Genomic DNA, 21,107 nt, shown 5'->3' on the forward strand with positions numbered 1-21,107 from the left:
CGTGCGTGGTCGGGCCGGTGGGCCTGGCCGGCCTCGGACGGCTGCGTGGTGTGGGTGGGTCGGTTCACGCGGGTGCGGGTGCGGCGGGCGCACGCGGGGCAGCGGGTGGTCAGCGCGGGGGGCGCCAACTTCCACGCCGACGTGTCTTGCACCGTGGGGTCGACCGGGACGACGAGCAGGTCCGCCGGGGTCGGCCCGGTACCCGCGGGGCACCGCTCGAGCTGCCCGGGGATCGCGTTCGCCCCCGGCCCCCGCCGACCCGCCCCACCCGACCGATCGGCCGGTTCTGCGGGGTTGTGATGGCGGGCGCCGCAGGCACCGGTGCACGTGCACCGGCCGCCGTCCCGGTCGACGACCGCCAGCCAGATCGCCGGCGCCCCGATCGGCGCCCGCGCGGTCACTGGGCCACCTCCCCGACCTCGTCGCCCCGCAGCTCGTCGACCTGGTCGTCCTGCTGGTCGTCGTTCTGCTGGTCGTCGTTCTGCTGTTCGGGTTCGGGGGTGGTGAAGGGCTGGCCGCAGAGTCCGCAGGTGATCGGGCCGAGCGCGAGCACGGAAGCGGTGACCCGGATCCGGCGTCCGCAGGCGCAGCGGGCCGCGGTGCCGTTGCGCGACCCGCTCGAGCCGCTCCCCCCTGCCGGGGTGGTCTCGCCGTCCGCCGCGGTGGCGCCGTTGTGGTCGCCGGCCGTGGGGGTGGGGGTGCCTTCGGCGCGGCGGTGGATCGTCATCGCCAGGTACAGACGCCCGAGGGTGGGGGCGTAGTCGGTGACGGTGGCGGCGGGCACGTGAGTGTCGGACCAGCCGATCACCGGGACGTCGCGGACCTCCAGGCCCATCTCCTGGGCGAGGTCACGGAACTTACGGCTGTGGTAGCGACCCTGACGGCTGGTGTCCTGGATCCCGCGCACGTGCGCCAGCGCGTGGGTCGCCTCGTGCAGCAACGTGCCGAGCACCTCCACCGCACCCAAGGCGAGCCCCTCACCTCCCACGAAGACCTCGGGAAGCGACGGGCCGCCGTCACGCCCAGCCTCACCTGCGGCGGTGCTGGTGGTGGTGGCGTGGGTCCAGCGCATCGCGGCGAAGTGGCCGAGCTTGAGGGCTCCGCGGGGTGCGCCGACGGAGCCGGACGCGACGACGATGACGACGTCGGGGATCTCGGGGTGGCGGTGCTGGATCGCGGCCCAGACCTGCTCGAGCGCCGCCACCAGCGGCGACGACAACGGTCCCCCCGTCGTCCCGGTCCTGTTCTGGCCCTTGATGTTCGGGTCTTCGGTGGTCTGGTCCTTGGTGGTGCCGGTGGTGGTGTTCATGGGGTGTCCTCCCGGAGTGGGGCTGTCGGTGAGGGGGCTTGTCCCCCTTGCCGTCAGGCGGGAGGGACCGCGCCCGCAGAGGCTCGCCGTCAACCCCCAAGGACCCCGGGCCGTGCGTTGCGCAGGTGCGGAGCACCTTCCCCGGCCACCTCGAGCAGCGGGGGTGGACGGGGAGACCGGGCGTGGTACCGGAAGGTGACCCGCGAGCAGGTGGTGATCGGCCTCGCGCGTCCCTCGGCCGCCGACCCGGTTGTCCCGCGCGGGCCGGACGGAACCCGGCCTGCCACGTACGCCTCCGCAGCCGCTGCACCCGCCCTGGACCACCCGCAGCGCCGCGCCTCCGCTGCCGTTGTTGTTGTCGGTGCTGGTCCGTAGAGCGGCGCCGGTGTCGAGCGTGACGACCAGGACGACGACGTGGCCCATGCCCCCGGCGCCGGCGGCGTTCATCGCCCGTCCCGGTCGAGGGTGAGGCCGGGTGCGGGCTGGGTGGGGTCGGTGGCGTGGGTGGTGGCCCACCAGTGGGCGACCTCGTCGAGGTAGGCGACGTCGTATAGGTACTCGCGTCCGTGGGCCTTGTGTCGGCCGTGGGCTCGTTCGCAGCCGGCCATCAGCCGGGTGACCCGTGCTGCGGCGCCGGGGCGCCACCGGTCGTGCCAGGCGGCGAGTGGGGCGGGGCCGGGCTCGTCGGTGGTGACGGCCTCGTCCCACAGGTGCGCCACGACGAGGAGCTCGGCGACGACCGCGGGGTGCCAGGGCCAGCAGTTGGGGGTCTTGGTCTGCAGGTGCGGCTGCCACACCTGCGGCACCCAGACCGCCAGCTCGGCCAGCCACCCGACTGCGATCTGCGGGTCGGTGACGGTCAGCCACGCCGGCGCCGCGACAACCTCGGCGGGATCGACGTCGGGTTCGGTGCCGTTCGGCGCTGCGTCGTCGGCGTCCGTGGTGGTGTCGCGTGTGCCGTCCGGGTTTCTGGGGGCCGGGACTTGGTGGGTGAGGCGGCGCAGCTGGTGCACGGTGTCGTTGAGTTCGGACAGCAGCCGGGCGTGGGTCGCGACGAGCGAAGGCAGGTCGGCCAGGCGGGCGACGTCCCGGGTGAGGCGGTGGACGTCGTCCGCGAGCCGCGCGATCGCACTGTTCTCCGGGCCCGGCACGGCGCGGCGGGTCATGCGGCACCTCCGTGGTCGTCTTGGGTGTTCGGGCGGTCCTCGGGCTCGGAGCGGGTCGGGTCGTTGTCGAGGGCGTCGTCGAGGCCGGGGCGGGCGAAGATCGCGTCGATCTCGTTGCGCAGCTGGCGGGCACGTTCGGCGCGAGCCGCGGCAGGGCTGGACGCCGGCTCCGACGCCGGCTCCGACGCTGACGCCGTGGGTGCTGGCGAGGGGCCGGGTGCGGTCGATGCGGCGGAGGTGGTCAGTGCCTGCACGGTTCGGGTCACGGTGCGGGTGGTCGCGGCGCGGGCTGCGGTGAGGGCGGCGCGAGTGCGGGTGGGGCGGCGGTCGCCGAGCCAGGGGGCGGCACCGACGATGGGGCGCATGCCGTTGCGGATGACCAGGGCGGTCCCGACAGGCAGGGCGGTGATCTCGGCCGGGGTCATCACCGGCAGGGGCCGGGCGTCGTCCTCGTCGACGCGGACCAGCCGGGTGCCGGTCAGGGTGGAGATGTGGATCGGGTCCGCCTGGTTCTTGATGCCGCCGAACACCATCAGCGATCCGACGTTGCCCAGGATCGCCGCGGCCCGGCGGGAGCCCCAGACGTCCTCGAGCTGGGACAGGGACTGGGCGCCGATGTGCAGGGTGAGGTTGAAGCCGCCCATGTCAGCGGTCCACTCGTGCAGCGGGATCGGCCCGCAGGTGATCGGAGCCTCGTCGAGGACTGCGGTCATCGGCGGGTCGAGGCGCCCGCGGGGCATCCGCGCCGCGTGCAGCCGCACCTGGTGGGCGACCTCCGCGGTGAGCGCGCCGATCAGGGTCGGGGCGCCGCCGTCGCGGCCGATCAGGTAGAGGCTGTCGCTGGCCTGGGCGACGAAAGCGGCGACGTCGAGGAACGCCGGGTCCGTCAACGGCGCGTCCCCGGACGCAGCGAGGGTTGGGTCGAGGAGCCAGCGCAGCTTGGGCCGCAGGGTCGCGGTGATCGAGGACAGGGTCCGGTCGTTCGTGCCGTACAGGCCGCGGATCTCCGAGGACATCGCCCGGGCGTCCGGGCTGTCGGCCAGGGCGTCGAGGATCTCGTCGCGGGCGATCACGTCAGCGGGGCTGATCCAGCCCAGCACGGTCCGCATCGATCCACCCGAGCGAGCGGCGGCGTGCAGGAGGGTGGCGAGCAGCCCGCGGGCCTGCTCGTCCCACCGCTCCCCCTCGGCACTGGCACCAGAGTCCGGGACGAGGTCCTTCGCGCGGCGGGTGGCCGTCCCGAAGTCGGTGCACCCGGCGAGCGGCGACCACCTGACCAGCTCGCCGGCTCGCACCGCGGCCATCGCCTTGTGGCCGTCGTCCTCGGGGTTGGTGCCGAGACCGGTCGGGTTGAAGATCAGGACCCGGCCCCGACCGGCGCGGTGGGTGGCGGTGTCCTCGAGCAGGTCGGTGCGTGACGTCGTGACGAGCAGTGCGCCGGGGGCGTCCAGCGCGTGGCAGGTCAGGGACGCAGACTTGCCCTGTCGGGGGCCACCGACGCGCAGGGTGACCTCGTCGCACGGGGACCACACCGAGTTCACCCCGCGCACCGGGCTGGTGCGGAGCAGCTGGACGCCGACCTCAGTGAGCGGTAGCCGGCGGCGCCGCCACCTCGGTAGCCCCGCGAGCGACGGGCGCAGGTCGAGCATCCGGGCCCGGAGCCGGTGTGCGGACGACAGTTCTCCGATGTCGGTCCAGGTCGCGACCCCGCCGGCGTGGTGGGACGCGTCGTCGCGGCGATCTACCCATCGCCCGGTCGACAACGCCGGCGCGAGCCATCGCAGCCACCACCAGGCGAGCAGCCCGACGGCCATGACCCACCCGGCGACCGTGAGGCGGGTCGTGAACGTCGCCCACGCCTCGACCCGGCCGGTGACCTCAGCCACCCCGAGCATGAGAACGGCGACCACGAGCGGGCGCCACGGCAGATGCCGGACTGCACGAAGAACCTTGAACACCATGACGAAACTCCAGACACAGCAACAGAAGGGGACAGGACGGGTGGTTGACGCGTACGCGTCAATGGGCATGGGGCATCACCGGACGGCGCGGTGCGCGTCGTCCGCGCGCACATCAGGTCGGGTCTGAGTGGGGCGGGTGGTGGAGCCGGGTGACGTCCGGGCGAGGGGGTCCACCGGACGCCACCCGGGATCAGGACGGCCAGCCCGCGCTGAGCAGGCCAAGCCGAGAAGGAGTGCCGCGGTCAGGTGCCGCGATTGACGCAGACGTGGTCGACGGCGGCGAGCATGATGAGCACGGCGGTGCCGGTACCGATCAGCCACGCCGGGTTGCTGGTGAGAAGCCAGGCAGTCAGCGACAGCAGCGCCGGTGCCGCCAGCTGACTCAGCGACCACAGCAGCTCGCGGCGGCTGCGCCGGATCCGGATCACTCCGCCCCACCCGACATCCGTCGGGTCAAGGCCAGCCACGAGGGCGGCGCTCGCCACGGGCACCGGCGCGGCCTCGGCCTGCTCCTGCGTCGAGCTGGTGACTTCGACCATGCCGAGGGCAGCCTCGACGTCCGGCTCGAGATCGAGCGACGCCGCGGTGAGTCGCTGCGACTGCCGGGGGACCATCACACACTCCAACCGGTCAGACGCTGCACGACCTCGCACAGCGCGCACACCACGGCCAGCACCGCGGCGCCCAGGGCCAGTGCGCCCACGCCCGGGATCGGCATCACGTCACGCAGACGCGAGCCCAAGCTCGGCGTCGCCGGGCGGCGGCTCGGCGCCGCCGTCTTCGTCGGGTTCATCTTCAGGTCTCCCTCGTGAGCGGCCTTGCACGTTGGGGCGGTCAGGGACGAGCGAGCCGGCACCCGCAGGTCGGGCAGATCCGGCGGCTGGGCCACGTGTCTCGGCCCGCTCGGGTGCATCGGCGGTTCCGGCATGTGGCGTGGGCCGTCCGCTCCAGGCGGCGGCCGGTCACTGTCCGGCCGCCTTCGACAGGTCGGCCACGGCGATACCAGCGAGAAGTGCCTGCCGCTCGAACTCGTCGAGTCCGCCCCAGACGCCGTACGGCTCCCGGTCGGTGACCGCCTCGTCGAGGCAGACGACACGCACTTCGCAGCCAGCGCAGATCCGCTTGGCTGCCTCGACCTGTCGCGTCGCACGGTGTCCGGCCTCGTCGGGGAAGAACAGGTCCGGCTCTGCCTCTCGACATGCCGCCCGCGCACGCCAGTCGCGGGGGGCAGTAGGCGTTTCGGACGTGTGACGGGCCTTCATCAGGTTCCCTTCTCGCATCATGAATACATTCTGACGCTGTATTTGACGATACAGTCGGATGCTGTATTCATCAACAGGCCATCCAAGCCCGACGACGCCAGTCGGTACCCTCGCCTCGATGACCACCGACGACGATGCGACCGAGCTACCTCAGGACTGGTGGACGACTCTTGACGTCCTCACCTTCCTGCGGTCCGCAGGCGTCCCCATCAGCCGCCAAACGTGGTCCGCCTACGTCGCACGGGGCCAGGCCCCGGCGCCCGATCGGATATTCGGCCGCTCCCCCGCCTGGAGGCCCTCGTCGGTTCGCGCCTGGCAGGAGAGCCGGCCACGGCGAGGAACTCCAGCCCCGTGACCCGGCACCGAACTGCGGTCCCATCTGCGTCATGAACACCACCTTCATCCGTAGCCAGCCGTAGCGGCAGGGCGCACAAGGGGGCGCACTCGTGCACAGCCGACGCGGCCCGTACACGGCCGGTCATGGACCCATTCGATGTGATCGGTTACGTTCGATGCGATCACGTCGGGGAGGCAGTGACCGTGACCGAGGCGCGCAACCATCGCCTGGAGCAGGCGATGCACGACGCCGGCCTGAGCCATAAGGCCCTCGCACGCGCTGTCCGCGAGCTCGCACATAGAGACGGCCGTCCGCTCGGGACCGACCACACAGCGGTCTCCCGGTGGCTCAGTGGCATGCGGCCTCGATCGGCTGCCGCGCACTACGTGGCAGAGGTTCTGACCCGACGGCTGGGTCGGCCGGTCGAACTCGCCGATCTCGGCTGGGACGGGAGGGAGGCGGGCCTACCTGCGACCGATGAGCTGGACGAGCTGACAGCCCGCCTGAGTCACGTCCGAGCCTCGCTGGACTCTGGCCTCGTGGCGCTCCTCGAGGGCCAGACCCAGACACTGCGCACCCTGGATCGCAGGCTCGGGGCAGGACGTCTCTTGGCTCAGACCGAGTCGCACCTCGAGCAGATGTCCGACCTGCTGGCGTACGCCGCCGAGGGGCCGCAACGCAGGGCGCTTGCCTCAGCCGCAGCCGAGGCGGCGGCACTTGCCGGATGGCAGGCGCTGGACCTGGGGCGACCTGATCGCGCCTGGTCGCTGCACGAGACGGCCAAGTCGGCCGCGCGCGACAGCGAAGATGCCTCGGTCCTGGCGCACGTCACCGCCCAGCAGGCGTACGCCCTGCTCGACATTGGCAGGACGGCAGAGGCTCGCGATCAGATCCAGCGCACGCGCCGGGCCGCCGCTGGACGCGTCCCGGCGGTCATGAGCGCGTGGCTCTCGGCAGCGGATGCCGAGGCCGCGAGTGCTGATGGGGCGCCTTCGGACGCCCACGACGCGCTCGACGACGCCGACGCCGCCCTCGAGGCCGGAGACGGCACCGTGTTGCCGTTTCTCTTTCTCGACGCGAACCACCTGGCGCGTTGGCGCGGCAGCTGCCTCGCCCAGCTCGGCAACGAAGAAGCGCTCGAGTCCCTCCAGTCGGCTCTTGAGCTCCACGACCCGACGTTCACCCGCGCGCACGCGGGGCTGCACTGCGACCTAGCGACGGCATACCTCGTCCGGGGAGAGATGGATGGCGTCCGGCGGCACACTGCCGAGGCGTCGACCCTCGCCGACGCGACGACGTCGGTGCGCCAGCGCCGGCGCCTCGAGCGACTGCTCAAGCGGTCGGCGTAGATCCTCCGGCTGCAGTCCGGGTCGCTAGCAGGTGGAGCAGCGCTACGAGCGTGCCGGAGTTGAGGATCTTCCCGTCCTTGATGAGCGCCAGAACGTCACCTAGCGACACCCACTCCATACGCTGCATCTCGGTCGTCTCCGTCGGGTCCCCTACCCGTTCGGCCCCGCGGGAGACGTAGACATGGTGGGCATTGCGGACCATGCCGATGTTGGGTTCGAAGGTCACGACGTGCTCGAGCCGGAGCGGTCGGTACCCAGTCTCTTCGACGGCCTCGCGCGCCGCGGTGACCGCCGGGTCCTCGCCGTGCTCGACGATGCCGCCAGGCAGCTCCCAGTTCCACACGTTAGTCGCGAAGCGATGCCGCCACATGAGAAGCACCTGGTCGTGCTCATTGAGCAAGGCCACCATTGCTGCAGGCTTCAGAGTGACGACGTGATGCTCGAAGCGCTCCTGCCCGGGTGGCTGGACGTCAACAAGGCTGAGCGTGACCCACTCGTTCTCATAGATCGGCCGCTCACCATGTCGCGACCAGGCCGTCGACCTCATCTCCAAGACCTGACCACCTCTCGCCCGGAGATCGCACGCCAGGCAGCGGCCGGACCAGGCGCCCGGCGACACTGCCCATCCAACACCAGCCTTCCCCATCGGCGATCGCCCGAAAGGTTACGTCCCGCGACGGGCACGCCGACCACGCTCACCCCACGGCCCTAGAGTGTTCGGGTGCCACATCGAGTGACGGTCTGGTTGGTTGGCGTGGGGGGTGCCGTGGCCGTTCTGTCGGCCTGCTCCGGCGCCACGCCGTCGAACGAGCAGGCAGTCCGTGACGCCGCCGTTTCGGTCCCTGCGAGCAGGCGGGGTGAGCCGATCTCGTTGAACGGGCCGAGCCTCGATGGTCGATCGCTCAGTTTGGAGTCGTCTCGCGGCAACGTGGTTGTTCTGAACGTCTGGCAGTCCACGTGCGGACCGTGCCGCAAGGAAGCCCCGGAGCTGGTCGCCGCCCACCAGTCCCTGTCCGGCCGCGGCGTGCGGTTCTACAGGCTGGACGTGAACGAAGCCAACAAAGACGCAGCGACCGGCTACGAACGGAAGTTCGGAATTCCTTACCCAAGTTTCGTCGACGATGGTGGCAAGTCGCTTCTTGCGCTTCGCGGGTCTGTCTCACCAAATGTGGTTCCGACGACCGTGATCCTCGATCCTCACGGACGCATCGCTGTGCGCTTCACGGGACCTGTCACGCAGACGACCCTGACCGACGCCGTAGAGGCGGTTCTCACCGAGGCCTCACTGTCAGAGTCGCCCTGAGCAGGATCCTGCAAATCTGCGGCTCAGCCTACGTAGGTTCGAACCCTACACCCGCCACACGCACCACGAACGGCCCCTGACCTGCGGAAACGCCGGTCGGGGGCCGTTGTCGTGGTTGACCGCTGTTGACCGCCCGGGACCCTGTTTCGCGGCTCTTCAGATGCGAGGGTGTAGTCGCTGGTCCGCGCTGTCGCCGCCGCCAGGCCGTCGAGGCCGCGAGACCATCTGCGCCGATGTTGTGGCGCCGACCAGAGTCGAAGCTGTCCGCACGGGGCGCACGACGGACTGCGGACGGCGCCGGCGCGGCGCATCTTCCGGGTCCCCGGCCCCGCCTGCCAAGCAGCCACGTCACGCCTGACGCCAGGGCCGTCGGTCCCCTCGGCACTGCTGCTGGAACGGTGATGCCGCTCGGTGAAACTCGCCAGGGTTGCTCATCGAAATTCACCACCTGTGGGCTCAACGGCTGGCATGTCCGGGGACCGCTCGCGGCCGTTCAACGGGGGGCGTTGGGACTCGGTGCGTATGTCTTGGCTGAGGCTGGCCGCGACGGCAACGGCGGTCATGAGGGCAGCGAAGATCGTGAGAGTGACGACCCCGCCCAGGTGGTCCAAGAGCACGCCACCGAGGAGCGGAGCGAGTGGGACGGGTGCCCATCCGAGGAGGGCGACGGCCCCTTGGACTCGTCCGATGAGGTTGTCGGGGACCTGGGCCATCCATCGGGCCACCACGACGGCGTTGTAGAGCGGCCAGACGGACAAGATGAGGGCGAGCAGCGCGCCGAGAGCGAGGGGATTGGCGGAGGTCGTCATGAGAAGGATCGCCGGGACGGCGACCCACGCGACTCCGGCGATGACGAAGCGCAGGGACGGGATCCGTGGAGCCAGCTTCGGGGCGGTGAGCGCCCCCAGGAGCCCGCCTGCACCTCCGATGGCCAGCATCACGCCGATCTGCGCCGGCGAGGCACCATGACGGCTGGCGATGACGATGGTGATGAGGAACAGGCCGTTGATCACGAAGTCGCTGCCGGCCGTCAGCAGACTCGCGGTTCGCAAGAACCTGTTCGACCAGGCGGCGGTCAGGCCTTCGCGGATCTCCCGGCCCAGGTGCCGTGTGCCAGTGGCCGTCGGCGCGGGCAGCGGCGTCCGGATGGCGGCAACCGTCATCAGGGACACGACATACGAGACCGCATCGACCACAAACGGGAGCAGGTGTCGGATCCCGAAGAGGAACCCGCCGAGGGGGTCGCCGGCAAGGGACGTGCCGTAGCTGCGTGCTTGGTTGAGGGCGATTGCTGTCCCGAGCTGGGACTCGTCCGGGACGACGGCTTTCAGGGCAGCGCCTTCGGCGAGCCTGAAGACGACCAGGCAGGAGCTCTCCAGAGCGGCTACCACGAGGATCTGCCAGTAGGTGAGGGCGCCCAGAACCAGGGCGACCGCGACGCTCCCGACTGCGGCGGCCCTGCCTGCGTCGGCGCAGAGCATCACGGCGCGCCGGTTCCAGCGATCCACATAGGCGCCTGCGGGTAGCTGCAGGAGCACGAACGGTGCGTTCGCTGCCAGGCCTGCGAGCCCGGCCTTGGTGGCCGAGCCTGTGGTTGCCAGGACGAGGAGCGGGAAGGCGACGCCAGAGACCGCGCCGCCCAGGGATGACAGGCTCTGACCTATCCAGAGCAGGCGGAAGTCCCGGTTCGATCGCAGCGGGCCGGCCGTGGCCCGGCCGCTGGGATGAGCAGGGTCTGCGCTCACGACGGCGCTCGGCGTGGGAAGGCGTGGATCAGGACGACGACGGACTCGGCCGGTTCGCTTGCCGGTTCGCCTGCCGGTTGGTGTCCGGCCCGCTGGTCGGCGTCGTGTGCGTTGTCCTGGCCGCCTGGTTCTGTCGGGCTACCGGGTCGGCCTTGATCGTGGCGGGCGATCACCTCGAGGAGTTCCGCAGTGAGTGCCTCGAGACCTGCCGCGGTGGTGTGGATCGGGTAGTCACCGGAACTTGCGGCATTGACCCAGGCCGCGCTCCAGAACCCGGTGCGGGACTGGGTCTGGTACTCGGACAGCATCTCGTCCCAGACGTGGCGTACGGCAGTTTCCAGCACCTGTACCGCGAGTGCCCCCTCAGGGCCGGTCGAGGTCAGGTCATCCCAGCTCGTCGACTCCTGCGCTGCCCGCCACCAGCGTTCGCGCCCCCGTGGACCCTTGCCGAGGTCAGGCGCCTCCACGATGAAGCCGGCCCTCGCCAGCGTGCGCAAGTGATGACTGGTCTGGCCGGAGTCGGTGCTCAGACGACGAGCAAGTAGGGAGGCCGTCGCCGGCCCGTCGATCCGCAACGAGCCCACGATCCGTAGTCGGAGCGGGTGCGCCATGGCGCGCATGGCTGCGACATCGGCCAATCGCAATTCTTCTGAGCCCACATATGCAGAGTATGTTCTGCATAGCGAGTGCTGCAATGGTTCTGCGTAGGCGCTGACCGCACGACGTCTTCGCTGGGCCTTGGGGAGCGTCAATCCGTCCGCGAGGCAGTGATATGCGCAAACCGCGCTCGTGGATCCGCATCGCAGGGCTGGCGCTTGTGCCGGACAGCCGACGTCGCGAAGCGAGTCACGGAAGTCCAGCACAGGTATCGCTAACAGCTTGACCGGGCGCGGCCGAGCAGTCTGACCGCTGGCTACTGGTGGGCGACACGCCCGGTTGAGAGCCAATGGTGAGTGTCGAGGATGTCGCGGACTGGATCGTCCGCGAAGTGCCCGCCATCTAATGTCTCCACGACATGAGCACCCGGCACAGCCCGTGCGAGGAAGCGCCCGTGTGACACGGGAAGGGAGGTGTCGTCGTCTCCATAGGTGATCAGGACCGGGACCCGGATCAGCGACAGGCTGAAACCCCACGGCTTGACGAACGCGAGCGTGTCGTCAACCGACCCCCCGACCCCGTTCACAGCCTGCTCCGGGATGATCCGACGGAAGGCCGTCATGGTCTCGGGGCGCTCGAGGAAGCCCACATCCGTGTCGTTCGCGGCGTCGCCCAGCAACGCGCCGGGATCAGACTCGATGCGCTCCGCCATGAGCCGCTGCGCCGTGACCATCTCGGCGGTCAGTACGGCCTCGCCGGCCTCTGCCCAGTCGAGCTCAGCGGCGATCTCCTCACCCATGCCACTGACCCAGTCCGCGCGTTCGAGGCCATCGGGGCCGAGCGGAGCAAGCCCGGACTGGCAGGCGACTCGCTCAACCCTGTCCCCGAGCAACGCAGCGCACGCGAGGGCGTGCGGGCCGCCTCCGGACCCACCGACAACGGAGAAGCTGCGCAACCCCAGAGCGTCAGCGACCGCGAGGACATCTGCAGCCTCGTCGGCCACGGATCGACCTCGGCGCCGAGATGACCGCCCGTACCCGGCCCGGTCAGTGGTGATGTACCGAATCCCCGCGTCGGCGTAGAGCGAGTCGTCCGGCCAACGACTCAGGCGACATCCGGGTGTCCCGTGCAGCCCGATCACGGGGTAGCCGCTCGGTTCACCGCCGTCGAGGTAGGCGAGGGTGCGACCGTCGCTCGCGACGGTGGTCCCGAATCCTGGCTCCATGCCAACGATGGTGCCAGGAGGAGTCGGGCGATTGATGCCTTGCGGATCAGGCGCTCGCGTCAACGGCGATGCGCTGAGAGATGGCCGCCGCCAGGGCAGCCTGCCGATCGTCGGAAACATCAACGACACCGTGCTCGGCCATGAGCGCGTAGTGCTGCTGCTGCTCGTACGGCACACCAGGCGGCAGCGGCGCGACATGCCAGTGCACGTGCGCATTACCCGACCGGCTTCCAAGACTCAGCACATACAGCCGCTCGGTCGGGACCACCTGTGCGACCGCTCGCCCGACCCGGTAGACCAGTCGCTGCAGCACGAGGTACTCGTTCTCGTCGAAGTCGGTGACGACGTCCACAAGATGCCGCCGCGGAGCCACCAGACAACTCCCGAGCAGCGTCGGATACCTGTTGAGGAAGACGATCGCGGACTCATCCTCAAACAGCACATGCTCGTGATAGTCCGCGAGACCCTCCTGGAGGGCGCAGATGAAGCACGGACCGCCGTGTACGCGATCCTTGTACGCCTCAAGATCAAACGGGACGCGCTCCTGCGACCTGGTCACCTCCACAGTCTGCCGCGAACCCCGCAGAGGCTGCGAACACGGCGCCAAATCCGCGGACCGGGCGGGGTGTCGACGAGCCGGTCGTCTCACGTAGCCGGGCGCCCAGCCAAGCGGCAGCGGGCCAGGACCTGCAGCAGCACACCCTCGGCTTCTGCAGCCTCACCAACTACATCGCCGGCTCTCTGCTGAAGACCGGCGGGTTCAGACCCGACTCCATTCACAGACTTAGGGAGCCCCTAGGCCGTAGGCCGCTCCGCCGCGGCGAGATACATCGATGGCAGGTGCTCGCTTGCCGCGAGCCCGGCGTACATGTCTGCGTGGCCGCCCTCGTTCAACGTTGTGAGAACGAGCCCGGCGCTGAGCATGGCGGTGACGACCTGCCCGAGGTTCCAGACGTACGAGGTGTGGGGCGGCGTGACCAAGCCCAGTTCGGACACAACCTCCGGCTCCTTCGCCATGTCGCGTGCAGCCTGCCAGGAGTAGCCGAACGCGCGGAGTCCGGTGACGGCGGTCTGGGTGGCGGTGTCGACCTCGACGGCCAGGCGTAGGAGGTCGGCCAGGGCGTCGACGTCGCCGTCTGCGACTCGGCGGGCGTGGGCCCGGATGACCCGGGCGGCGAACGCGGCGTAGTCGGACGCTCCTATGTTGTGTCAAGGGGTGACGACCGAGCTCGCCGGGGCCGGCGGCGTGGAAGTGTTGCCCGGCCCGACTCGTGCCAGGGCGGCGATTCGATGGGCGCGTAGGGCCTTGACCAGCGGTCTTGATGTCCTCTGGGCGCCCAGATGGTCGCTAGAACCTCCGCGCGCAGGCCCTCTTGGGATTTCTCACGCTTGACGGGCAGGAGCATTGCGGTCGTAGTCTCGGAGCGGTGACAGTCGAGACGACATGGCGAGGGGCTTTCCACGGCGATGAGGTGAACCGCTTGCATGCCGAGGCCTTCAGAACGCGCGTCTTCGACGTCTCGGAGTGGGACTGGCAACAGCTCGTCGACTCACACAGTCTTGGATGGGTTACCGCCCGAGCCTCGAGCGATGACGCCGTCGCCGCGTCCACAGACCTGCTCGGGTTCGTCAACGTGGTGTGGGACGGCCTCGTGCACGCCTGGATTCAGGACGTCATGGTCGCTGCGTCAGCAAGGCACCGTGGGATCGGTCAGCAACTCGTGCAAGCGGCCGCGGACGGTGCACGACAAGCCGGCTGTGAATGGCTGCACGTCGACTTCGAGGACCACCTGAAGCCTTTCTACATCCGGGCGTGCGGGTTCACCCCGACCAACGCCGGCCTCCTAGAGCTGTAACGGCCGGCCCGCGGGATCGGTCACCGCGCCTGTGGCATGCACCGCGGCATTGACCATTCCTGGCGAACGGCTGGCAACCCATCGTGGATGTCTCTGGGGCGCGGCGCTGGCACCCTATAGGCGTGTCCGTCCGCCCTGCCCCCAGCCAGCCGCTCACCTGGTCACGCGCGGGCCGAAGTGACTCCGCTTCGTCTGGCCCGTCCGCCAGCCGCAATCGGCGGCCTACACGATGCGGCTTCTGAACGGCAGGACCACCGTCCGCCTAGTCGAGCGGAGCAGTCTCGCCGTCTTCAGGCCCCAGGCGAGGAGTGGACGTTGGCCAGACTCGGGCAGCCAGCCACAGGGCACCGCTGACAGCGAGCAGGCACAGGCCGACCACGGCGACGACCGCCGCCAGGGCGCCTCTTTCGATCATGCCCGTGATGATGATGAGGGTCACGCCGCACCAGAGGAGGTCCAAGAGTGCCCGGCGTGCCGATCTGAGCGACAGTTGCCGCCCTACCGTGACGATGCTGCGCCTGACCCACTCCACTAGGACAGAGTGACAGGCGCGCGCCGGGCCGGAGCGGAGCGGGAGGCAGAGGCGCGCGCCGGCGGNCGCCGGCGGCCGCGAAGCGGCCGCCCTTGATTCCATACAGGTCAGTTTCGGCAGCGTGCACAGCGTCTCGCTTGTCCTGCCGCCCGCACCTGCCACCCACACCCGGCAACAGAGCCGATCGCTGTCCCGCACGAGGTAGTGGTTGACGTCGCTCATCTTCCGGTGCCACCGACCGAGCCGACATCTCCGATCTCCAGGCGGTGCCGGGAGGACACTCCGCGTCCGTGGGACCGCGTTCGACTCAGCCACGGGACACGTCGGACCTGACTCGTGCCACTGCCCTTAGTGACCGCCTAGAGTTCAACCTCTCGCTTGCGAGGCGGGTCGCGCTCGACGCCGAGCGTTGATGTCCGAGGCTGCGGTGCCGGCTACCAGGTCCGCGGGCAGTTTCCGAGGCCTTGCAGAGCGGCGCTGCTACCGTGCTGGCGCCCCCTGGTGATAGGAGCATGTTCATGGGCCAGGTGAGGCTCGACGCCGACTTGGTGCGTGCGCTGCTGCTCGACCAGCACCCGGACCTTGCGGACCTGGAGTTGCAGCTCGTTGACGGCGGCTGGGACAACCAGCAGTGGCGCCTCGGGCAGGAACTGGCCGTTCGGCTGCCCCGCAGTGAACGGGCGCCAGCCCTGCTGCTCTCGGAGCAGACGTGGCTGCCACTGTTGGCCGAGCGCCTGCCGCTGCCCACGCCGGTACCAGTGCGCATTGGCCAGCCGTCAAGCCTGTTCGAGCACACTTGGACCATCGCGCGGTGGGTCGATGGTGAGCCGGCCGATCGCGAGCCGATCACCCACGCCGGGTCGGCCGAGGTCCTTGCAGCGTTCTTGGGAGCACTGCATCACCCGGCCCCAGCTGATGCCCCTGTCAATCCTTCGCGCGCCGTTCCCATGGCCGAGCCGCAGGACAGTGTTGACGCTTGGTTCGAGGTCATCGCCGGCCATGACGACGCTGGCGCGGCGCGAGCAGTGTGGGAGGCAGCTGTCGCAGCGCCCGCCTCTGAGAGCGCGCCGGTGTGGCTCCATGGTGACCTCCATCCCGCGAACGTGGTGGTCCGGCACGGGAGGCTCGCTGGGGTCATCGACTTTGGAGACATGTGCTCAGGCGATCCCGCGACTGATCTATCCGCTGCCTGGATCCTGTTGCCCGCCGGGACAGCGAACCGCTTCCTCGACGCCTACGGGCTGGCTGACGACGCCACCGTCACCCGGGCCCGCGGCTGGGCAGTCATGCGCGCTCTGAACCTGATCGGCATAGGGCAGAACGGCAGACACGGCCTTCCTGGCGGCAAACCGACCTGGGAGCCAGCCGGGTACGCGGCGCTTCAACGGGCTCTCGAGATGCCCTAGCGACGAGCAGCTCCGTGACTTCTTAGTGACCACGTCGGCGTGTTCGCCGCCGAAACCGTGCAGGTCACAGCCCCACCGCCAGCAACCGATCAGCGAGGTGGCACGAGTCGGGTCGGACGAGGCCGGCCCCGTGACAGGCGTCCAAGCGCACCGCTTTCGTCCCCGCGTATTCCCCGCAGCCACCCGTAATCGGCCACGGTTTGCCGTAGTCCCCCGGACGTCACCCCGCCCAGAGCACGCACCGGCTCTGGACACGTCATCGCAGGTCAGCCCGCATTTTGCCTGCTCGCGGAGGGCAAGGGATTCGAACCCCTGAGGACGGGTTGGGTACCGCCCTAACGGTTTTCAAGACCGTCGCCATCAGCCACTCGGCCAGCCCTCCATGGTGCCCAGCCATTGTGCCCGATCCCGGGCCGTCGACCTGCGGCGCCACCCGATCCGGCGAGCAGGGTCAGCCCCTGACCCGGTCCATGGCGTCGAACAGGTCCTCACCCGTGAGCGTCTCGATGATGTGCCCCTGGCCGGGCACCTCGGTCAGCTCGACGCGGTTCCCCATCGCGATCAGCGCAGCGGCGGCGCGGCGGCTGCCCTCGAGCCAGCCCGAGTCGTCGGCGCCGACGAAGAACGCCGTCCCGAGGCCCTTCAACCGGGCCAGCGCGGCCGTGTCGGACTCGTCCGGCGGCATCCCGGGGAAGACGACGAGCGATCGGAAGCGGTCGGGGTGGTCCTCGGCGGCCCGGAAGGCGGACAGGCCGCCGTTGCTCACGCCGGCCAGGTCGAAGCGGCCACCCTCGGGCGGGTAGGTGCGGGCGACCTCGTCGAGCAGGCCGGGTACCAGGGCCGCGGCGGCGGGCTCGTAGAACACACCCGGTGAACCGGCGGCCGGGGAGACGACGACCCAGTCGCGGCGCAGCGCCTCGGCCTGCCAGCGGTCCTCGACGATGCTCCGGGTGAGGTCGAGGTCCTGGCCGCCGGGCGGGAAGGCTAGTAGCACCTTCCCGGGCGTTCCCGCGGTACGGCCGGCGGGGACGACGAGGACGTACTGCAGCTCGGTGCCGTCAGGGGCCCGGTAGGTCTTCACCTGCGCGGCGCCGCTCGAGGCCACAGCCGCAGCAGCAGTCGGCGACCCCGCGACCCCGGCGCCCGACCCGTCCGACCCGCCCGAACACCCGGCGAGCACCCCCACGACCACGAGCGCCACGACACCCCGCCTCATGGCACCTCCACTCCCGCGGCACGCACCGCACCACCACCGGATACGGCCCGCACACCATCCCCGTTCACCCGGAGCGTCTCGGCGTTCTCTCAGGTCGGACCCGCTACACCTGAGGACCGTGACCGCTCTCCTGCCGCCCAGCCCGATCGGCGACGCCCTCACCGACCTCGCGCAGACCGCGGTCGGGCAGGCCCATCGCGACGAACCCGTCCTCCCGCGCACGGGCGGCCCGGCGGGAAACGCGCGGATGACCTCGTGGACCGGGCTCGTTCTCCTCGTGCTCTTCGCGGTCGAGGGGGTCACCCTCCTCGCGATGCACCAGCTGCTGAGCGTGCACATCGTCGTCGGCACCCTGCTCGTGCCGCCGGTTCTCCTCAAGACCGTGACGACCGGCTGGCGCGCCGCCCGGTACTACCTCGGGTCGCGCGTCTACGTCGAGGCCGGTCCGCCGCCGCTCGTGCTGCGCGTCCTCGGGCCGCTCGTGGTGCTCACGACCGTCGGTGCGCTGGCGAGCGGGCTGCTGCTCGTCGTGGTCGGCCCCGAGGGGGGAAGCGCCCGGTCGTCGCGCCGCTCGGGTTCGGGATCTCGCTCGTCACCGTGCACCAGGGCTGGGTCGTGGCGTGGCTCGTGGTGACGGCGGTGCACGTGCTCGGGCGGGTCGTGCCGGCGCTGCGCGTGGTCTCGTCGGGGCGGATCGCCCTGACCGGCGCGCCGGACGTCGCGCTGCGGCTCAGAGGGGCGTCCGCACCGTCGGCCGAGCACCGGCAGGCGGCGGACGGCGGACACCCGGGCCACGTCCCCGGCCGCGGGCTGCGGGTGGCTGCCGTCGTGCTCGCTCTCGCGATCGGGACGGGCGCGTCCGTCGTCGTGCTGCGGGCGGCCTCCGACTGGACGAGCCAGGACTTCCGCCGGCCGCCGGTTCCGGGTGCCCAGCTGCCGGGGCAGCGCCCGGACGACGACGACTGAGCCAGGACGCCCGCTGGTCAGAACCGGTCGAACTGCGACTCGTCGAACGCCGGCGCCGCCGGCCGCTGGACCGGGACGGGCGGCAGCCCGCGACCGCTCGGCACCGGCCGGGCACCCGAGGCGACGACCGGGCCGGACGACGGCCCGGCCGGCCGTGCGGCCCGCGCCGCCGGGTCGGCCCCGGTCCGGAAGAAGTGCATCATCTCGCGCAGCTTCGCGGTCTGGCCGGTCATCTGGTCGGATGTCGCGGCGAGCTCCTCGCTCGAGGAGGCGTTCTGCTCGGTCACGGCGGTCATCTGCGACATCGCCCGGTTGATCTGGCCGACGCCGTTGCTCTGCTCGTGGGACGCCGCGGCGATCTCCTGGACCAGCCCGGACGTCTGCTTGATCGCGGGCACGATCTCGGCGAGCAGCGCCCCGGCGCGCTCCGCCGTCCGGACGCTGCGGGTCGCGAGCTCGCCGATCTGCGCGGCGGCCACCTGCGAGCGCTCGGCGAGCTTGCCGACCTCGGTCGCGACGACGGCGAACCCCTTGCCGTGCTCCCCCGCCCGCGCCGCCTCGATCGTCGCGTTGAGCGCGAGCATGTTCGTCTGGAACGCGATGTCGTCGATGATCGCGATCTTCGCCGCGATCTCCTTCATCGCNGGGAGCACGGCAAGGGGTTCGCCGTCGTCGCGTTGAGCGCGAGCATGTTCGTCTGGAACGCGATGTCGTCGATGATCGCGATCTTCGCCGCGATCTCCTTCATCGCCCGCACCGTCTCGTCGACCGCCGTCCCGCCCTCGGTCGCCTCGGCGGCGGCCTTCGCGGCGATCGCGTCGGTGGCCTTCGCGTTCTGGCTGTTCTGCGCGACGAACGAGCCGAGCTCCTCGACACTCGTGCTCGTCTCCTCGACGCTCGCCGCCTGCTCGGTCGCGGCCTGCGACAACGACTGCGACGCGCCGGCGATCTGGGACGACGCGTTCGCGAGATGGTCGGTCGCCTCCATGACCTCGGCGACCGTGCCGGCGAGCTTGGCGAGCGAGTCGTTGGCGGCCAGGCGCAGGTCCTCGAGCCGGCCCGCGTAGGTGTCCGTGATCCGCTGGGTGAGGTCGCCGTCCGCCATCGCCGTGAGCACCCGCGACACCTGTGTCAACGGGCCGATCACGGTGTCGAGGGTGTCGTTGACGCCCTCGACGACGCGCCGGAACCCGCCGTGGTGACGGGATGCGTCGACGCGGACCTCGAGCCGTCCCTCCCGCGCGGCGGTCGACAGGATGAGCGTGTCCTCGGCGAGCGCGCGCAGGTTCATCCGCAGCTGCTCGATGGTGTCGACGACGTACGGCTTGAGGCCCGGCAGCAGCGGCAGCGGCGCGTCGAAGTCGCCGTGCGCGAACTCGCTGACGGTCCCCATCGCCGCCCGGACCGCGACGTGCGAGGCGACCATCTCGTTGAGGCCGTTGGCCAGGGTCCGGTAGTCACCCTCGAAGGCGTCGACGTCCACGTGCGAGCGCAGGGTCAGCTCCTGGTCCGCGGTGATCCGGTCGATCGAGGCGACGAGCGACGAGATCCCCTGCCGCACCGCGGTGAGGTTCGTCGCGATGTCGCCGAACTCGTCCGCTCCGGCCGGCAGCGCCGTCCCGGCCAGGTCGCCGCGCGCGATGGCGGCGATCCCCGCGACCGTCATCGCGACGTCCGTGCGGGTGCGCCACCAGACGGCCACCGCCGTGTACACCGCGAGCGCGACCCCGGCGAGCACGAGCGCGAGCATGAGGTTGCGCTGGAACACGAACCCGTCGAGCCGGACGACGAGCAGCGCGTCGAGCGCATCGGTGAGGGCGGGGACGGCGGCGGCGAGCGCGGCGGCGACCGGGTCCGTCCGGTCGTCCGCGACCGGGCCGGGCGTGCTCACGGAGGCGCTCAGGGTCTCCGAGAGCGTCGTCAGTGCCGCGGCGGACGCCGTCGCCGGCTCCAGGTCCCCCGCGAGGGTGGTCCGGGCGCTGTTCTCGACGGCCGTCCCCACGTCACCGGCCAGCGCCTGACCGGCCGCGGAGACCTGCCCGGCGAGCACGGCCTGCACGGGGACGGCGGCCGCGCCGGTGGCCGTGGTCTGCGACTGGACGACGGCGACGAGCGCCTTCGGCAGCTGCACGACCATCGCGTCCATGACGTAGAACGAGTCGAGGTCCGGGTCGAGGATGAGGTTCGAGGTGTTGCCGACCTGGGTCACGAGGTCGCCGAGGGCCTTGACGACGGCGAACCGGTCCGCGGCCGTCCATCCCTTCGCCGCGGAGACCGCCGCGGAGACCGCCGCGAGCTGCTCGCCGGCGGCGAGCTCCGGGCGCGCGTCGACCGCGGCGGTGAGCGCCGCCAGGTCGGGGCGGTCGCCGGCCGCGACGGCGGCCATCTGCTGGAGCGCAGGCTCGATGACGACGACACCGACGCGCTCGGCCGCGCTGAAGCCGATCTGGCCGTTGACGGCCCCGGCGAACGCCCAGGTCGCGACGAGGGTCGGGAGCAGGAGCAGGGCCACGAGCGTGCTCAGGCGCAGGCTCGTGCGCAGCGAGCCCACGGCCCGCAGACCCGGTCGCAGCACCGCCGGAGGTGCGGAGGGGCCGCTCGGGGCGCCGGTCGTCGTCATCCTCGGTAGATCGGCACCCCGGCGGCCGGGTTGAGCGCCGGACGCCGCTGTCAGCCTGCCGGGTGGTGCACCACCGTGTCCGACCCGGGGAAGTACAGGCCCTCGTGGCCGTCCTCCCAGCGGACGACGAACGGCGGCTCACCGTCGTGGCCGCGGACCTCGATCACCTCGCCGTCCCGCACCGGGCCGTCCACGTGCGCCGACTTCACGACCAAGCGGTCGCCGACTGCTGCCTTCACCGCGATCACCTCCGCGTG

General features: G+C 70.8%; 21 protein-coding genes, 1 tRNA gene and 1 pseudogene. 6 read left to right on the top strand and 17 right to left on the bottom strand.

Annotated elements, in window-relative coordinates:
• Positions 1-397: 397 nt before the first annotated feature.
• The 6 genes from EDJALFJO_RS11925 to EDJALFJO_RS11950 all read right to left on the bottom strand — a co-directional run bounded on the left by EDJALFJO_RS11925 (position 398) and on the right by EDJALFJO_RS11950 (position 5,824).
• Positions 398-1,309: a hypothetical protein gene (locus tag EDJALFJO_RS11925; protein ID WP_198950223.1), complete on the bottom strand. Its 912-nt coding sequence runs from the start codon at positions 1,307-1,309 to the stop codon at positions 398-400.
• A gap of 443 nt (positions 1,310-1,752) precedes the next feature.
• Positions 1,753-2,475: a hypothetical protein gene (locus EDJALFJO_RS11930; RefSeq protein WP_088285441.1), complete on the bottom strand. Its 723-nt coding sequence runs from the start codon at positions 2,473-2,475 to the stop codon at positions 1,753-1,755.
• Entirely contained in the window at positions 2,472-4,361 is a 1,890-nt protein-coding gene (locus tag EDJALFJO_RS11935) for a type IV secretory system conjugative DNA transfer family protein (RefSeq protein ID WP_158220409.1), read from the bottom strand. The genes EDJALFJO_RS11930 and EDJALFJO_RS11935 overlap by 4 nt, the downstream gene beginning before the upstream one ends.
• Positions 4,362-4,678: 317 nt before the next feature.
• On the bottom strand, positions 4,679-5,050 hold the full coding sequence (locus EDJALFJO_RS11940; RefSeq protein WP_143448521.1) for a hypothetical protein: 372 nt from the start codon (positions 5,048-5,050) through the stop codon (positions 4,679-4,681).
• Entirely contained in the window at positions 5,050-5,229 is a 180-nt protein-coding gene (locus EDJALFJO_RS11945) for a hypothetical protein (protein WP_143448522.1), read from the bottom strand. Before EDJALFJO_RS11945 ends, EDJALFJO_RS11940 begins: the two co-directional genes overlap by 1 nt.
• A gap of 169 nt (positions 5,230-5,398) precedes the next feature.
• Positions 5,399-5,824 (bottom strand): WhiB family transcriptional regulator, encoded by a 426-nt coding sequence (locus EDJALFJO_RS11950; protein ID WP_233149816.1) that lies wholly within the window; start codon positions 5,822-5,824, stop codon positions 5,399-5,401.
• A gap of 354 nt (positions 5,825-6,178) precedes the next feature.
• Between EDJALFJO_RS11950 and EDJALFJO_RS11955 the strand changes: the two genes are divergently transcribed.
• Positions 6,179-7,384 (top strand): hypothetical protein, encoded by a 1,206-nt coding sequence (locus EDJALFJO_RS11955; RefSeq protein ID WP_088285451.1) that lies wholly within the window; start codon positions 6,179-6,181, stop codon positions 7,382-7,384.
• Here the strand turns inward: EDJALFJO_RS11955 and EDJALFJO_RS11960 are convergent.
• Complete coding sequence (locus EDJALFJO_RS11960) at positions 7,368-7,931, bottom strand: NUDIX hydrolase (RefSeq protein WP_088285453.1); 564 nt, start codon at positions 7,929-7,931, stop codon at positions 7,368-7,370. The genes EDJALFJO_RS11955 and EDJALFJO_RS11960 overlap by 17 nt on opposite strands.
• Positions 7,932-8,150: 219 nt before the next feature.
• Here EDJALFJO_RS11960 and EDJALFJO_RS11965 point away from each other — a divergent pair, with 219 nt between their 5' ends.
• Entirely contained in the window at positions 8,151-8,687 is a 537-nt protein-coding gene (locus EDJALFJO_RS11965) for a TlpA disulfide reductase family protein (protein ID WP_158220410.1), read from the top strand.
• Between the two features lie 431 nt (positions 8,688-9,118).
• On the opposite strand, the gene EDJALFJO_RS11970 is transcribed toward EDJALFJO_RS11965, so the two are convergent.
• From EDJALFJO_RS11970 to EDJALFJO_RS11990, 5 genes are all read right to left on the bottom strand, one after another.
• A complete protein-coding gene (locus tag EDJALFJO_RS11970; RefSeq protein ID WP_088285457.1) occupies positions 9,119-10,432 on the bottom strand; it encodes an MFS transporter in 1,314 nt (437 codons plus the stop codon).
• On the bottom strand, positions 10,429-11,091 hold the full coding sequence (locus EDJALFJO_RS11975) for a helix-turn-helix transcriptional regulator (RefSeq protein ID WP_198950224.1): 663 nt from the start codon (positions 11,089-11,091) through the stop codon (positions 10,429-10,431). Before EDJALFJO_RS11975 ends, EDJALFJO_RS11970 begins: the two co-directional genes overlap by 4 nt.
• 254 nt (positions 11,092-11,345) lie before the next feature.
• Positions 11,346-12,374, bottom strand: coding sequence for an alpha/beta fold hydrolase (locus EDJALFJO_RS11980; RefSeq protein WP_088285461.1), 1,029 nt, complete (start codon positions 12,372-12,374; stop codon positions 11,346-11,348).
• Positions 12,301-12,813 carry an HIT family protein gene (locus EDJALFJO_RS11985; RefSeq protein ID WP_088285531.1) on the bottom strand — a complete coding sequence of 171 codons (513 nt, stop codon included), beginning with the start codon at positions 12,811-12,813 and terminating at the stop codon, positions 12,301-12,303. Before EDJALFJO_RS11985 ends, EDJALFJO_RS11980 begins: the two co-directional genes overlap by 74 nt.
• 236 nt (positions 12,814-13,049) lie before the next feature.
• Positions 13,050-13,271: a hypothetical protein gene (locus EDJALFJO_RS11990; protein WP_088285463.1), complete on the bottom strand. Its 222-nt coding sequence runs from the start codon at positions 13,269-13,271 to the stop codon at positions 13,050-13,052.
• Positions 13,272-13,681: 410 nt separating this feature from the next.
• Here EDJALFJO_RS11990 and EDJALFJO_RS11995 point away from each other — a divergent pair, with 410 nt between their 5' ends.
• Positions 13,682-14,110 carry a GNAT family N-acetyltransferase gene (locus EDJALFJO_RS11995; protein WP_233149817.1) on the top strand — a complete coding sequence of 143 codons (429 nt, stop codon included), beginning with the start codon at positions 13,682-13,684 and terminating at the stop codon, positions 14,108-14,110.
• Between the two features lie 1,050 nt (positions 14,111-15,160).
• Positions 15,161-16,048, top strand: a complete 888-nt coding sequence (locus EDJALFJO_RS12005; protein WP_088285533.1) for an aminoglycoside phosphotransferase family protein — start codon at positions 15,161-15,163, stop codon at positions 16,046-16,048.
• A 289-nt stretch (positions 16,049-16,337) separates the two neighbouring features.
• Here the strand turns inward: EDJALFJO_RS12005 and EDJALFJO_RS12010 are convergent.
• Together EDJALFJO_RS12010 and EDJALFJO_RS12015 are read right to left on the bottom strand one after the other, a co-directional pair.
• Positions 16,338-16,430, bottom strand: a tRNA-Ser gene (locus tag EDJALFJO_RS12010).
• A gap of 69 nt (positions 16,431-16,499) precedes the next feature.
• Positions 16,500-17,264 (bottom strand): hypothetical protein, encoded by a 765-nt coding sequence (locus EDJALFJO_RS12015; RefSeq protein ID WP_143448523.1) that lies wholly within the window; start codon positions 17,262-17,264, stop codon positions 16,500-16,502.
• Positions 17,265-17,382: 118 nt separating this feature from the next.
• On the opposite strand from EDJALFJO_RS12015, the gene EDJALFJO_RS12020 reads away from it, so the two are divergent.
• Together EDJALFJO_RS12020 and EDJALFJO_RS12025 are read left to right on the top strand one after the other, a co-directional pair.
• Positions 17,383-17,898 carry a hypothetical protein gene (locus EDJALFJO_RS12020; RefSeq protein ID WP_088285471.1) on the top strand — a complete coding sequence of 172 codons (516 nt, stop codon included), beginning with the start codon at positions 17,383-17,385 and terminating at the stop codon, positions 17,896-17,898.
• Complete coding sequence (locus tag EDJALFJO_RS12025) at positions 17,880-18,230, top strand: hypothetical protein (RefSeq protein ID WP_143448524.1); 351 nt, start codon at positions 17,880-17,882, stop codon at positions 18,228-18,230. Before EDJALFJO_RS12020 ends, EDJALFJO_RS12025 begins: the two co-directional genes overlap by 19 nt.
• A 17-nt stretch (positions 18,231-18,247) precedes the next feature.
• On the opposite strand, the gene EDJALFJO_RS12030 is transcribed toward EDJALFJO_RS12025, so the two are convergent.
• The 3 genes and pseudogenes from EDJALFJO_RS12030 to EDJALFJO_RS12040 form a co-directional block, all read right to left on the bottom strand.
• Positions 18,248-18,874 (bottom strand): methyl-accepting chemotaxis protein (locus EDJALFJO_RS12030; protein WP_233149818.1); only part of this gene is annotated, 627 nt, incomplete at its 5' end.
• A 1-nt stretch (position 18,875) separates the two neighbouring features.
• A pseudogene (locus EDJALFJO_RS36390) lies at positions 18,876-20,850 on the bottom strand (methyl-accepting chemotaxis protein); the annotation flags it as partial.
• A 50-nt stretch (positions 20,851-20,900) separates the two neighbouring features.
• A complete protein-coding gene (locus tag EDJALFJO_RS12040; protein ID WP_088285537.1) occupies positions 20,901-21,089 on the bottom strand; it encodes a DUF1918 domain-containing protein in 189 nt (62 codons plus the stop codon).
• Between the last annotated feature and the right edge of the window lie 18 nt (positions 21,090-21,107).

Source organism: Kineosporia sp. A_224 (assembly GCF_002198655.1).
Classification (GTDB): Bacteria; Actinomycetota; Actinomycetes; order Actinomycetales; family Kineosporiaceae; genus R-H-3.